Annotated in this window: 11 protein-coding genes; 2 read left to right on the plus strand and 9 right to left on the minus strand. The window is 56.9% G+C overall.

Annotation, left to right across the window (positions count from 1 at the left end):
• Positions 1–128 precede the first annotated feature (128 nt).
• Both thiC and NBH13_RS01260 read left to right on the plus strand, forming a co-directional pair.
• A complete protein-coding gene (gene thiC / locus NBH13_RS01255) occupies positions 129–2,771 on the plus strand; it encodes a phosphomethylpyrimidine synthase ThiC (RefSeq protein ID WP_099595654.1) in 2,643 nt (880 codons plus the stop codon).
• 217 nt (positions 2,772–2,988) lie between these two features.
• Complete coding sequence (locus NBH13_RS01260; protein WP_250778577.1) at positions 2,989–3,912, plus strand: LysR family transcriptional regulator; 924 nt, start codon at positions 2,989–2,991, stop codon at positions 3,910–3,912.
• 131 nt (positions 3,913–4,043) lie between these two features.
• Here the strand turns inward: NBH13_RS01260 and pyrE are convergent, their stop codons facing one another.
• The 9 genes from pyrE to metF form a co-directional block, all read right to left on the minus strand.
• Entirely contained in the window at positions 4,044–4,739 is a 696-nt protein-coding gene (gene pyrE, locus NBH13_RS01265) for an orotate phosphoribosyltransferase (protein ID WP_099572017.1), read from the minus strand.
• 28 nt (positions 4,740–4,767) lie between these two features.
• Positions 4,768–5,718, minus strand: a complete 951-nt coding sequence (locus NBH13_RS01270; RefSeq protein WP_099572016.1) for a dihydroorotate dehydrogenase — start codon at positions 5,716–5,718, stop codon at positions 4,768–4,770.
• A 1-nt stretch (position 5,719) separates the two neighbouring features.
• Positions 5,720–6,538: a dihydroorotate dehydrogenase electron transfer subunit gene (locus NBH13_RS01275; RefSeq protein WP_250778579.1), complete on the minus strand. Its 819-nt coding sequence runs from the start codon at positions 6,536–6,538 to the stop codon at positions 5,720–5,722.
• Positions 6,539–6,608: 70 nt separating this feature from the next.
• Complete coding sequence (pyrF, locus tag NBH13_RS01280; RefSeq protein WP_099572014.1) at positions 6,609–7,571, minus strand: orotidine-5'-phosphate decarboxylase; 963 nt, start codon at positions 7,569–7,571, stop codon at positions 6,609–6,611.
• Positions 7,571–8,989 (minus strand): dihydroorotase, encoded by a 1,419-nt coding sequence (locus NBH13_RS01285; RefSeq protein ID WP_144090657.1) that lies wholly within the window; start codon positions 8,987–8,989, stop codon positions 7,571–7,573. Before NBH13_RS01285 ends, pyrF begins: the two co-directional genes overlap by 1 nt.
• A gap of 3 nt (positions 8,990–8,992) precedes the next feature.
• Complete coding sequence (locus NBH13_RS01290) at positions 8,993–9,418, minus strand: aspartate carbamoyltransferase regulatory subunit (RefSeq protein WP_099572012.1); 426 nt, start codon at positions 9,416–9,418, stop codon at positions 8,993–8,995.
• Positions 9,418–10,431, minus strand: coding sequence for an aspartate carbamoyltransferase (pyrB, locus tag NBH13_RS01295; RefSeq protein ID WP_099572011.1), 1,014 nt, complete (start codon positions 10,429–10,431; stop codon positions 9,418–9,420). Before pyrB ends, NBH13_RS01290 begins: the two co-directional genes overlap by 1 nt.
• A 208-nt stretch (positions 10,432–10,639) precedes the next feature.
• A complete protein-coding gene (locus NBH13_RS01300) occupies positions 10,640–13,732 on the minus strand; it encodes a bifunctional [glutamine synthetase] adenylyltransferase/[glutamine synthetase]-adenylyl-L-tyrosine phosphorylase (protein ID WP_250778864.1) in 3,093 nt (1,030 codons plus the stop codon).
• Positions 13,733–13,823: 91 nt separating this feature from the next.
• Entirely contained in the window at positions 13,824–14,663 is an 840-nt protein-coding gene (gene metF, locus NBH13_RS01305) for a methylenetetrahydrofolate reductase [NAD(P)H] (protein WP_099570604.1), read from the minus strand.
• Between the last annotated feature and the right edge of the window lie 25 nt (positions 14,664–14,688).

Below are 14,688 nucleotides of genomic sequence, written 5' to 3' on the forward strand. Positions count from 1 at the left end.
GCATCGCGAAATCATCAAGCGTAATTTCGCTTTCTATCCCGTGTATCCAAGAATACGAGGCATGTCAGCGTATCCATTTACTGACGGAATCAAATTTTCCCAACCCAAAACAGCATAATCAAGGGGGAATCATGAACAATTATCCGTATGCGTCGATGCGAGACAGCTTCGACCTGAGCGCCTATTTTGTGGTAGGCCCACAGGATTGCAAAGGTCGACCGATCACCGACGTCATCGATGACGCATTGCGCGGGGGCGCAAGCTTTATCCAACTGCGCGCCAAAGACGCCGACGCGAAGGACCTTACCGACATGGCGCGTGATATCGCGCAAATCATCGAAGACAACAACAAGTCAGATTCCGTGGCATTCGTGATCGACGACCGCGTGGATGTGGTCTGGCAGGCCCGCAGCAAAGGCATCAAGGTTGACGGCGTGCACATCGGACAGACCGATATGGAACCGCGTGAAGCCCGCACGCTGCTCGGCGAAGACGCCATCGTGGGATTGTCGGCGGAGACAGAAAGCCTGGTCAGACTCATCAACGAATTGCCCAATGGCTGCATCGACTATATCGGTGCGGCGCCGCTGCATGTTTCCGTCACCAAGCCGGAAGCGTCCGTAGGCGGCAATGACGGTTCCGGTCGCACGCTTGACAAAGAGCAGATCAACACCATTTGTTCAGCCAGTGGTTTTCCGGTAGTGGTAGGCGGTGGCGTGACCGCAGATGATATGGAAATGCTGGCGCGTTCAAAGGCGGCAGGCTGGTTCGTGGTGTCCGCGATTGCAGGAGCCGATGATCCGGAAGCCACAACCCGCGATATGGTAACGCGTTGGAAAGCCGTACGTGGCGACACGAAGCACGGATACGCACCGCGCATGAAAGCCCAGAACACAGCGGAAATCAGCCCTAGCAACGCAGCCGACGGCGCATCCGGTGAAAAGAAGTTCACCAATGCGAAGGAAGCCAAGGCCGCATCCAAGCTCGCCAAGCAGCAGCGCGTCGACATTGCCGCACGCGATTCCAAACAGCGCGACAAAGCGCATATCCGCAAAACCACGCCGGTACATTTCGAAAACGAATTCGGCTCCTACGATCTGGAAGTGCCATACACCGAAATCAAACTGTCTGACACTCCTGGCGTCGGACCGAACGCGCCATTCAAGGACTACAACACCGAAGGACCGAAATGCGATCCGAAAGAGGGACTCGCTCCCCTGCGTTTGGATTGGATTCTTGACCGCGGTGACGTCGAAGAATACGAGGGACGTCGACGCAATCTGGAAGATGACGGCAAACGCGCCATCAAGCGTGGCAAGGCTTCCAAGGAATGGCGCGGCCGCCAGCATAAGCCGATGAAGGCCAAGGATCATCCGGTGACGCAAATGTGGTACGCGCGCCACAACATCATCACGCCGGAAATGCGCTATGTAGCGGAACGCGAGCATTGCAGCGTGGAACTGGTGCGCAGCGAACTGGCCGCAGGACGTGCCGTCATGCCTTGCAATATCAACCATCCTGAGGCTGAGCCCATGATCATCGGCTCGAAGTTCCTTACCAAGCTCAACGCCAATATGGGCAATTCGGCGGTCACTTCGTCTATTGACGAGGAGGTGGAGAAGCTCACGTGGGCCACCAAGTGGGGTGCTGACACCGTAATGGATCTGTCTACCGGCAACGACATTCACACTACGCGTGAATGGATTCTACGCAACTCCCCCGTGCCGATCGGCACCGTGCCAATGTATCAGGCACTCGAAAAGGTGGAGGATGACGCTTCCAAGCTCAGCTGGGAACTGTTCCGCGACACGGTGATCGAGCAGTGCGAGCAGGGTGTGGACTATATGACGATTCATGCCGGTGTGCTGCTGCGTTTCGTGCCATTGACGGCGAACCGCATGACGGGCATCGTTTCGCGTGGCGGTTCGATTATGGCTGAATGGTGTTTGCAGCATCATCAGGAAAGCTTCCTGTATACGCATTTCGACGAATTGTGTGAAATCTTCGCCAAATACGATGTGGCGTTCTCACTGGGTGATGGACTTCGTCCGGGATCGCTTGCCGATGCGAACGATGCGGCACAGTTCGCCGAACTGATGACTTTGGGCGAGCTTACCCAGCGCGCATGGGAACACGACGTGCAGGTGATGATCGAAGGACCTGGCCATATTCCGTTCGACACCGTGCGCATGAACATCGAAATGGAGAAGGCGATCTGCAAGGATGCGCCGTTCTATACGCTTGGACCGCTCACCACTGACACCGCTCCCGGCTACGACCACATCACGTCGGCGATCGGCGGTGTGGAAATCGCCCGCTATGGCACTGCAATGCTGTGTTATGTGACGCCGAAGGAACATCTTGGATTGCCGAACAAGGACGATGTGAAGCAAGGTGTGATCGCATACAAGATCGCCTGCCATGCGGCTGATATCGCCAAGCATCATCCGCATGCCATCGACCGTGACAATGCCATAAGCAAGGCACGCTTCGAATTCCGTTGGCTTGACCAGTTCAACCTGAGCTACGATCCGGACACCGCCATCGCGTTCCATGATGATACTTTGCCGGCCGAGCCTGCGAAAATGGCGCATTTCTGTTCGATGTGCGGTCCGAAGTTCTGCTCCATGGCCATCAGTCAGAATATTCGCAAAAAGTTCGGCAATGCCGAATCACAAGAGAAGCTTGTGGCCGACGCACAAACCATTGCCGCCGGCATGCAGGAAATGAGCGAGCGTTTCCGCGAACAGGGAGGCCATCTGTATCAGTAGGCTGATCAGCAAGCCGAATCGGTAAGGCTGAACGGTAATCGGTTGCAATAAGCGGGATTGTCAGCTTTTTAAGAAGGCCGGCAATCCCGCTTATTCGATTATTGACATTGACATGCTGCCGGCACTGTTGTTGATTCGCTGCGGTCGGCAGTCCACTATCCAGACAAGAGGGTATAAGCACTCCCCCACGGTCAGCACATGGCTCTAACCTGAGTTTATGACTCTTCTTCAGCTGAAATATATTGTGAAAATCGTGGAATGCGGTTCCATGAACGAAGCCTCGCACGAATTATACGTGTCACAGCCCGCGTTGAGCTCGTCTGTGAAGGAACTCGAAAACGAGCTTGGCATCGAAATCTTCACCCGCTCGTCGCAAGGCATCGCCTTGACCGTGGACGGAGCGGAATTCCTCACCTACGCGCGCCAGGTGCTCGATCAGGCGTCACTGCTCGAAGAACGTTACAAGAACGCGAAGCCACGCAAGCAGCTGTGCTCCGTGTCCACACAGCATTACATATTCGCCGTCGAAGCGTTCGTGGAAATGATCAACTCCATCAAATCCGACGAATACGAGTTCACCATTCGTGAGACGCGCACCAAAGACATCATCAACCAAGTGGCGAACATGCTTTCCGAAATCGGCATCATCTACCTGTCCGATTTCAATAAAGACGTGATCGGCAAGATGTTGCGTGAAAAGCATTTGGAATTCCATCCACTGTTCCGTGCTCCATTGCATGTGTTCATTTCGCGCAACAATCCGCTGGCTGGCAAGAAAAAAGTCACGATGGACGACTTGAAGCCGTTCCCGTTCATCCAGTACGAGCAGGGCGAGGAAGGCAGCTTCTTCTTCGCCGAAGAGGCGGTCTGGCCGGAATACTCCCCCAAGCAGATCAACGTGACCGACCGTGCGACGATTCTGAACTTCATCATCGGTCTGAACGGCTACACCGTGTGCACCGGCATTGACAACGGCGATCTCAACAATGAGAAAATCGTGACCGTGCCGCTTGACACCGATGAGACCATGTTGGTCGGCTGGATCACGAACGAGCGCGCGAAGCTGTCGAAGGCCGCGGAAAACTATTTGGAGAAGCTCAAGTCGGTGGTGACCGACCATGGATACAATCTTATCGACTGAATGCACTGATCGACCGGATGCACTCTGATATGAGATATGAAAAGTGCCTCACACCGATGCTTTCGATTGGTGCGAGGCACTTTTTTATGTGCTCGACTATAGGATTCGCCTATACGATTCACCTATAGAATTCAGGCGCCATACTGCTCCAGATAGGCGTCGGCAGCAGCCTTGATCTCGTCGGTCACGTACGCGGTACCGTCAGCGGTTTCGATATGCTGTCCGGCCTCGAAGATCTCACGCACGTTGGCGATGGCGAACACCGGGAAGCCGAACTCTGCTTCGACGGCCTTCACCGCGGACGTGTCGGAATTCTTGGTCTTTTCCATACGATCCACGGAAAGCACCAAGCCGACAACCTCAACATTCGCTTCGGCCTTGAGCTTGGGAATGACCTCGCGTACTGCGGTGCCTGCGGTCATCACATCGTCGACGAGCAGCACCTTCATGCCGTCGGTCAGCTGGGTGCCGACCATCATGCCGCCGTCGCCATGATCCTTCTTCTCCTTGCGGTCGAAGGTGTAGCCGACTTCCATACCGTGGTCGGAAGTCAGAGCGATCGCGGTGGAGACGCCCAGCGGAATGCCCTTGTAGGCAGGACCGAAAATGGTGTCGATGTCGTTCGGCAGATTGCCTGCTTCGATTTCCGCAGCGATCTTCTCCGCGTAGAAGGCGCCGAGCGTGGCGATCTTACGTCCGTCGTTGAATGCGCCGGCATTGATGAAATACGGTGACTTGCGGCCGGACTTAAGCGTGAACTCGCCGAATTTCAGCGCCTGTGCGTCCAGCAGGAACTTGGTAAAACGGTGGTCGAGGGATTCAGTCATGTCATGCTCCTTTGATGAATGATCGAGGTCAGCGCCAAGTTTCGCCCTTGGCAAGCTTGTCTGCGAGTTCGGGACGTGCGTCGAGCAGATCGTCAAGTTCACGGGCCACACGCAATGGTGCGGTCGGTTCGAACAGCGCGGCCGCGCCGACTTCCACGGCGTTCGCTCCGGCATACAGGTATTCGAGCGCCTTCTCGCCGGAATCGACGCCGCCGATGCCGATGATCGGAATGTCTGGCAATGCGGAACGGGTCTTCCACACGGCCACGAGACCCATCGGCAGCACGGCCGGTCCGGAAACACCGCCGGTCACATGGTCGATGATCGGCTCGCCGGTACGAATGTTGATGCGCATGCCGAGCAGCGTGTTGATCATGCTCAGCGCGTCGGCGCCGCTTTCCACGGCCGCGCGGGCAGGCACGGTGATGTCGGTGACGTTCGGCGTAAGCTTGACGATCATCTTCTTATCGGTGAGCTTGCGCAGTCGGGTGATCAGACGGCTCAATGCCACCGGATCTGTGCCGACGCTCATGCCTCCGGCTGACACATTCGGGCAGCTCACGTTGATTTCCAGCATATCTGCAGGAGAATCGTTCAGCTTGGATACGACTTCGATATAGTCGTCATCGCAGTGGCCGGCCACATTGGCGATGACCGTGGCGTTGATGGCTTTGAGCTTGGGCAGGTCGTCTTCCAGATAATGATCCACGCCCGGGTTCTGCAGTCCGACCGCGTTGATGTTGCTGGATGGGCCTTCGGCGGTACGGACGCCGGGATTGCCCTCCCACGGCACCGGAGAGACTCCCTTGGTGGTGACCGCGCCCAGTTGGCTCACATCGTAGAACCAGCGAACCGCCGCATACTGGAAGGTGCCGGAAGCCGTGGCGACCGGATTCTTCCACGGCACGCCCGCCACCTGCGTGGGATGCTTCCATTCGTACGGGCCGTACAGGTTCTCATGCTGGGTATTGTCGCTCATCTCATTCACCCCATCCCAAACGTTCGCGAGTAAAGACCGGACCGTCGGAGCAGACCTTCAAACGTCCATCCAATGTGTCGACCGTGCACAGCACGCATGTGCCATAGCCGCAGCCCATGCGCTGTTCCAAGCTCAGCTGGCATGCCATGTCACGCTTTGCAGCCCATGCGGCCACGGCCTTCATCATCGGTAGAGGACCGCAGGTCAGGATCACCGGCTTGAGCTCGCCACCAAGCAGTTCGCCTTCGATGCGATCAAGCAGGGTGATCACATTGCCTTCGCTCTCGTCGATGCTGTACACCTTGTCGGCATACTTGCCCACGTATTCGTCACCGAAATGCACGTTACGGTAGCCGAACACCGCAGTGCTGGCCGCGCCTTCGACACCGGCGATATGCTGCGCCGCGCATACGAGCGGAGGCACACCCAAGCCGCCGGCAACCAGCACATAATTGGCGGGCTCCTTGGTTTTGAACGAATTGCCGAGCGGACCCATCACACGAATGGTGTCCCCCGGCTTCAGCTGTGCGAATTCGGCGGTACCTTTGCCCACCACGGCGAATATGAGGCTGACTTCATCGCCGTTGGTTTCGCACACGCCGAACGGACGCGGCATCAGCTTGCTTGGATCATTGGAATATACGTCGACGAACTGCGCCGGTCTGGCATGGCTGGCGATGTATTCGTCACGGAACGTCAAACGGTACACGCCGTCGGTCAGTTCCTGATTGTCAACGACCTCGACTTCATGCCGGCTTGGGAAAAAGCCTGCCGAAGTCGCCTCGGCAACGGTCGGAACGAACGTTGTTGCGGTGGTCATGAACTCCCTCTCTATTACGTTCGATGGTTGATGGTTGTTTTTTAGATTGAACAGTTGGCGCGTCGGCAGGTTACGGCAGGACTGCACGCAGATTGTCACGCATGTCTTTGGCTGCTTCACGCGCCGATTCGGCGACCAGGTCCAAAGCATCGTCGGCGCTCATGGATTCGGAATACTTACCGGACTTCTTCCATGCTCCGATAATGCCTCGGGACGAGTTGACGAGAGCACCCATACCGTCGCGGTCGAACATGCCGGCCACACCCTGCGCGGTACCGCCCTGTGCACCGTAGCCCGGTACTAGGAAGAACGTGTGCGGCATACGTGCGCGCAATGCCTTGCCTTCCTCCGGGTGGGTGGCTCCGACAACCGCGCCAACGTGTGAATAGCCGTTCTTGCCAATGGTTTCCGCTCCCCAGCTTTCCACCAGATCGGCAACATGCTCGTATACGCGTTCGCCAGAAGCGAGTTCAAGTTCCTGCAGTTCGCTGCTGGACGGGTTGGAGGTGCGCACAAGCACGAAGATGTCTTTGTCGTTGGCGGTGGCGGCGTCGACGAACGGCGTGATGCCATCGGTGCCGAGGTATGGGTTCACGGTCACCGCATCCTCATGCCATGGATCGTAGGCGGTGTCGCCCAATCCTACACCGCTGAGGTGATGAGCATATGCGGCTGCGGTGGAGCCGATGTCTCCGCGCTTGACATCGCCGAGCACATACAATCCCTGCTGCTTGGCGTATTCGCAGGTCATAGTGTAAGCGTCGATACCTGCCGGACCGAGCGCCTCATACATGGCGATCTGCGGTTTAACCGCAGGCACGATGTCTGCGACGGCGTCGATGATGGCGCGGTTGAATTCGAAGAAGGCCACGGAAAGCTGCATGGCAGGTGCCTCCGCCGGGTCTTCGACCTGTTCGTTGATTTCCTCGGCGAAGCTTGCAACGATTTGCGCTGGCACGAGCGCTTCAGTCGGGTCAAGTCCCACAACGCTCGGATTCTGCTTGTCTTCAATCGCTTCAATCAGACGATCCATCAATCCTCCTTATCGATACGGCTGAAGGCCAGCTTCGAACCGATGATGGTGGCGAGTGGACGGCCGGTGACCTGCCATCCGCCGAATGGGGTGTTTCGAGCCGAGGAATGGAATCGTTCAGGATCCACGGTCCATTCCTCGTTGGTGTTAAGCACTACCAGATCAACATTGTCGTCTGCCGGAACCTTGCCGAGGTCCAGCACACGTTTGGTGTCGTCGTCTCCCGGAACGGCGTCCGCGTATTCGTCCAGCACGGCCGTCAGGTCGGTCTTGTCGTGCCCCATAAGTTCGGCAGGCGCGGTCGACATGAGTTCGATCAAACGTTCGTCGGAAATGAAACCACCGTCCACAAGAATCTTGTGGCAGACGCCGTACGCGCATTCAAGGCCGATGATGCCGTTCGGAGCGTCAAGGAATCCGAGCTCCTTCTCTTCCATGGTGTGTGGCGCATGGTCGGTGGCCAGCAGATCGACGGTGCCGTCAGCTACGGCTGCGATGGTTGCCTTGCGATCCTCTTCGGAGCGCAACGGCGGATTCATCTTGGCAAGCGTGCCGTATTTCAATAACGCCTCATCGCACAGCGCAACATAATGCGGTGCGGTTTCGCACGTAATTGGCAATCCTTCAGCTTTGGCCTTGCGAATTGCGTCGAAGGAAATCGCAGTGCTGACATGCTGGAAGTGCACGTGCACGCCGGTCTTACGTGCCATCTCAATGTCACGTTCGACGATCTTCAGTTCGGTGTCTTCGGGAATGCCGGGGACACCCAGTTCTCGTGATACGGGACCTTCGTTGACCGCTCCGGTGTCGTGGTGTTCGCAATGCTCGATCAGGTACAAACCTGATTCCTTGACGTTGTCGAACACTTGGTCAAGGATTTCCGGTGTTACCGCGGAACCGTCATCGCTGATGGCGGTCACCGGGTGGGCCAGCTGGTAGGCATCCTTGTTGTCGTCATCGTGTTCCGGCAGATAGCCGATCCAGTCGGCCACGTCAGTCGCTTCCTTGCCTGCACGCCCTTTGGAAGCGCATACGCACAGGTCATAACGTACCGGCAAGGTCACATCATGGGCTTGTTCGTAATGCTGCAAATAGTCGATGACCGTGTCGAAACCGGCGTCGAGCACTTCGCTGGCACCCGGTTCCCCCGCCGTCACCTTCACGCCATCCATGGCGGGAACGGTGTTCGGCATAATAAGCACGTTCGTGTATCCGCCAGAGGCGGCGGCCGCGCAGCCGGAAACCATGGATTCCTTGTAGGTCTGGCCCGGATCGCGGAAGTGGACGTGGGGATCTTCGAATCCCGGGGCGATGGTCATGGCCGAAGCGTCCACCGTTTTATCAGCGTCGGATGGGACGATCAGGTCGATGACTTCACCGGTATTCCAAACCTTGATGTCGTGAAGGGTGAGAGTCATGGGTCAGAGCTTCGCTTCCTCGTCGCAGTAGTCGCAGCGGTATTCCTGACGGTCGGAATGCACCAGATGGAACATCTGCACGGCCGGCTCGGTGGTAGTCACGCAGCGCGGGTTCACGCATTTGATGATATTGACCACATGTTCCGGCAGTGTAGGCTGCTTTTTCTCTACGATTTTACCGCCGCGCACAATGCCTACGGTCGCGGTGCGTGCCACAAGGCCGAGCACGTCAAGGTCGATGGTTTCGGCTTCCTCTTCGCTTTCGATTTTGATGATGTCTTTGGTTCCGAACATATGGCTGTCGGTGTTCATGATCAGCGCGAGCTTGGTCTTAGCCGGATCAATTTTCAGGTATTCAAGTACCTTGAGTGCGGTGCCGGCAGGCACATGGTCGATGATGATTCCGTTCTGAATGCTGGTGACTTCCATCAGGCCGCAACCTCCTTGGATTCAAGCGGTTCATATCCCGGCAGTTCGTCTCCAACCACCGAGCTTTCCAATGCCATGCGCATGAGCATGCCGTTCTTGACCTGTTCGAAGTAGGCGGCGCGTGGGTCGTCATCCACTTCAACGGCGATTTCGTTGACTCGCGGCAACGGGTGCAGCACAGCCATGTCTTTCTTGGCGTAAGCCATCTTGGCTTCATCGAGAATGTAGGTGTCGCGCAGTCGCAGATAATCGTCTTCGTTGAAGAAGCGTTCCTTCTGCACACGGGTCATGTACAGCACGTCGAGATCGCCAATCACCGAAACCAGATCTTTGACTTCCGTGTAAGAGCAGGAGTCGGTCGCATTGATGCGGTCGAGCACGTACTGGGGGGTCTTGAGCTCGTCCGGGCTGATCAGCACGAAGTTCACATTGCCGAAACGGCACAGGGTTTCGATCAGGGAGTGCACGGTACGGCCGAAGGTAAGATCGCCGCACAGACCGACGGTCAGATTGTTCACGCGACCGAAGCGCGACTGTAGCGTCGCCAAATCAGCCAAGGTCTGTGTGGGGTGCATGTGCCCGCCGTCGCCGGCGTTGATGACCGGCACGGAAGCAGCGCGGGACGCCACGAGCGCAGCACCCTCCTTCGGGTGGCGAATCGCCACCACATCCACGTAGTTAGACACGGTTTTCAGAGTGTCCGAAATGGTTTCACCCTTGGTCACGGAAGCGAGCTGGGCGCCGGCGAAGCCGATCACCTTGCCACCGAGTCGGAGCATGGCGGTTTCGAAGCTCAGACGCGTACGAGTGCTGGGCTCATAAAACAAAGTGGCGAGCACCCTGCCATCGCAGGTGTGCGCCACTTCTTTACGATGAGAATCAATGTACTGCGCCTTGTGGAGTAATTCCTGAATCTGGCGAATGGAAAGATCATCCAATGTGATGACGCTTTTTCCTACCATCGGCGTTTCAACCGCCTGCTCGAGTACTGAAGACAACGGCTCACCTTTCATGCAACTTGTGGTTGAAGGTGGCCACTCGAAGTGACCTAGCCAACTATAGCCTGAAATGCAGACCCTGACGGTTCACCGCGTGTTCACGAATACTCGTGGAGCGGTCTCCGTCCTTCCATAGGCAGAAGCCTTGATCCAGCACATTCGTCAGAGCCGTATGGCCTCGATCCGACGGTCACAACATGTTCCTCGCCGTTAACTTCCCAGCTCACGAACGGCCGTAGAACAGGCGTTCCGTTACGTCGCGGGCCTTGCGCATTACTGCAAGCAGATCGTTCTCGAAATGCTGACCGCGATTTGCATCGTATCCGAGGCATACGGCGATACCTCCCAGCGAATATGAATCGTCCGGCAGAATATCGGCCTGATTGACGCGTCCGCTCCACAGGTAGCTGCCGTTGCGTGCAGCCGTGCACATGCGCCATGCCTTACGCAACACCACAGCGTCGCCAGCGGAAATCAGCTTGCGATGTTCCAGCTCGTCCAACGCCAGCAACGTACCGTTGACGCGCAGGTTGGCGTTGTTTCCCGCATGCTGCAATTGCAACAGTTGAATCGTCCACTCAACATCCGATAGTCCACCCTTGCCGAGTTTCAGATGGCGATCCCTGCGTACGCCGCGTGGCAGACGTTCGGCCTCCATACGCGCCTTAAGCTTGCGGATTTCAGAGATCTGCGTTTCCGTAAGATCGATTTTCGGATAACGCAACGGATCGGCGATGTTCATCAGGAAATCCTCGGCGAGCGCCGCGTCGCCTGCCGCGTATCGGGCGCGTAGCAGTGCCTGGTGTTCCCATGTGCTTGCCCAGGATCGGTAGTATTCCTCGCAGGATGCGTAGGATCGTACGAGTGGTCCGTTTTTGCCTTCGGGTCTAAGGTCCATGTCGAGTTCGATTTTTTGTTCGAATGTGGTTGGGCCTTGCAGGATCGCGCGTAGGTCTTCCTGCACTTTGCGTGCGAAGAGGTTGGCTTGGGTGTCGTCGGCGCCTTCGGCTGGCCGGTAGATGATGATCACGTCAGCGTCGGAACTGAAGTTGACTTCCTTGCCGCCGTAACGTCCCATGCCGATGATGGCGATCGCGGCGGGCGCTTGTTCGAGTTGCATGTCGTTGATGCGATGTCGGATGGACCATTGCAGTGACGCTTCGATGGCCGCGTCGTATACGTCGGTCATGCCGGCGAGCGATGCTTCATCGTCGATCACGCCGCTCATCCATGCGAGGCCGATGCGTTCGATTTCGTGTCTGCGCATGGCTCGGATGGAGTTGGCGAAGTCGTTGATGTTGCCGGCATTGCGTTCGAGCGTTGCTTTGGTTTGGATATTGAGGCTTTCGCGCGAGCGTGGTTGCAGGGATTCGTCGTTGCCGAGCCAGGTGACGGATTCGACGGATTTGTTGAGTGCGTCGCCGAGGAATCGTGAGTTGGATAGTATGTGGCATAGGCGTTGTGCCGCGGATGGTGAGTCGCGTAGGAATCCGAGGTATTCGCTTTCGGAACCGAAGTTTTCTTCGAGTTTGCGCCAGTTGAGCAGTCCCATGTCTGGATTCTGCCCTTCGCCGAGCCATTGCAGCGCCGCGGGCAGCAGGATGCGGTTGATTTTCGCGGCTCGGGAGACGCCTGCGGTGAGTGCGGTGACGTGGCGCATGGCCGCGTCGGCGTCGGCGAATCCGATGGATTCGAATCGTTCCTGCGTAGCTTTTGCGGAGAGTTCCACCTGTTCGTCGTCAAGTCCCGCGTTGATGGGCAGCATGGGCCTGTAGTAGATGTCCATGTGCAGGTGGCGTACTTCGCGACGTGTCTCATCATATTTGTTGACGAGTTCTTCGGGATGCATGTGGAATGCGCGTGCGAGTCGTCGTAGTTCGAGATTTTGGTTTAGCTCGTCGATGGTGATGTCTCGTTTGCGTTCAAGGCCTCCCGTGCTGGCTTTGCCGAGGTCCGGGAACAGGTGGGTGCGTTTGAGCGCCCACATTTGCTGGCGGTGTTCCAGTACGCGTTCGAATCGGTAGTCCCATGAGAGCTTTTTGGCTTGTTTGCGTGATACGTATCCGCCTTCGGCCAAGGCCTGTAGGGATTCGAGTGTGGAGCTGGTACGCAATGCTTCGTCGGAGCGTCCGTGCACGAGTTGGAGCATCTGCACGGTGAATTCGACGTCGCGCAGACCTCCCCTGCCGAGTTTGATTTCGCGGTCTTTGAGCGGGTTGGGAATAAGATCTTCGACACGTTTGCGCATCTGCTGGCAGTCGTAGACGAAGTTGTCTCGTTTGGATGCGGTCCAGACAAACGGTCGGGTCATGCTCATATACGCTTGGCCGAGGTCAGAATCGCCTGCTACCGGGCGTGCTTTGAGCAGGGCTTGGAATTCCCAGTTTTCCGCCCATTGCTCATAATAGGCTTCATGGGATTCGAGCCGGCGTACCAGTGGACCATCCTTGCCTTCGGGGCGCAATCCGCCGTCGATCTGCCAAAGCGTCGGTTCGGCGACGCCCATAATGACGGATTGGCATACGCGTTGCAGGGTGGTCGCCATTTTGGTTCCGACTCGGCTGAGCGTCATGCCATTGGTGTCCGCGTCGGCGGGTTCCACCACGTAGATCAGGTCCACGTCGGATACATAGTTGAGCTCCCGTGCGCCCAGTTTACCCATGCCGATGATGGCGAAACGCACGTGTTCACTGCCGTCCACTTCATGGCGTGCGATGGCGAGCGCGCCTTCAAGCGCCGCGTCCGCAAGGTCGGACAGTTCGGTGCTGATGCGCGGTTGGATTTCGATGGGATCGTTCGCCGTGGCATCTTGTGCCATGATTGCGGCGAGTTGTTCGCGATAGGTTTTACGTAGCGCCGTCGCAGCTTCGGCAAGTGGCAGGCTTGCGGTCGGCATGGTATGGTCATTGGGATCGGCTCCTACCGATTTGAGCACATGCACTCTGCGCTGTTCGTGATTGTAAAGATGGCTTTCGCAGGCGTCATTGGCCGCGGCCTCCACGAGTTCGGGACGGAATCGCATGAGCTTGCCCATTTCATCGGATACGCCAAGCACGGTAATCAGTCGTATGAAAGAGTTCTCATCGGCGATGATGTTGGTGAAATCCTCACCTTGGCTTTGCACCACTTTGATGATGTCCACCAGGTTGCTGAGTGCGACGTCAGGATCGCATGCTTTTTCCAGCGTTGTCAGCAGCAGTCGCATTCTGTCATCGTCAATGCCGTCATTGTGCAGCTCATCGAACAATGTGCGAGCTTTGTCGAGATCTTGCAGCCCTGCTCGAATCAGATCGAGCGCTCCGAACTTGTGTTGCATGGAAGTCATGGTTTCTATAGTAACCGTATAAAACCAGGGGCGGTTGCGAAATACCCGCAACCGCCCCTGATGTTTGTTGCATCGTCCGGAATCAGACGAAGAATGGTTTGACGTTGGACCAAATACGTCTGCTGACGCATGGATGGTTCATCGTATACAGGTGCACACCGTCGACGCCCCGCGCCACTAGATCGCAGATCTGCTCGGATGCGTAAGCGATACCCGCCTCTTTAAGCAAAGCCTTGTCGCTTCCCCATTTATCAAGCATAATGCTGAGTTTTTCGGGGATCTTCGACTGACATTTGCTCGACATGTTCAACACCGATTTCGCGTTCATGACTGGCATGATGCCCGCTTCGATCGGCGCATCGACGCCTGCGGCCCTCGCTTTGTCGAGGAATCTCAGGAAGTCCTCGTTGTCGTAGAACAGTTGCGAAATCAGGTGCGTCACGCCGGCGTCGACTTTCTTTTTGAGATTGTCGATGTCTTCTTCCAGCGTTGCCGCCTGCGGGTGCTTTTCCGGATAGCAGGCGCCGTAGATCTTCATGCCCGGGCGCTGTTGGCGGATATATGCGGCCAGATCGCTGGCATGTTCGAACACTCCTGCCGGTTCGGCACCGTCGATGCGGTCGCCACGCAAGGCGAGCACGCCGGAGACCTTGGCCTGTTCGAACATGTCGAGTGCCTGGTCGACGTCATCCTTGTTCAGATACTGCGCGGTCAGATGGGCCACGCTGGGGATGCCGTATTCGCTTACCGTGTGGGCGATGCGCGCGGTCAATGTACGGTCGGATGATTTGCCGGTGCCGTAGGTGACGGAAATGAAATCGGGGTCCAACCCCTGCAGGCCATCCAACGTGTCGTAGATGGTGCCTACAGGGGAGGTTCGCTTCGGAGGGAACACCTCGAGCGAGAACATTGGCGAATGCATGGCTGTCGTCTTGTTCCTAACGTTT

The sequence above is a fragment of the Bifidobacterium intestinale genome (assembly GCF_023656765.1).
Classification (GTDB): Bacteria; Actinomycetota; Actinomycetes; order Actinomycetales; family Bifidobacteriaceae; genus Bifidobacterium; species Bifidobacterium hominis.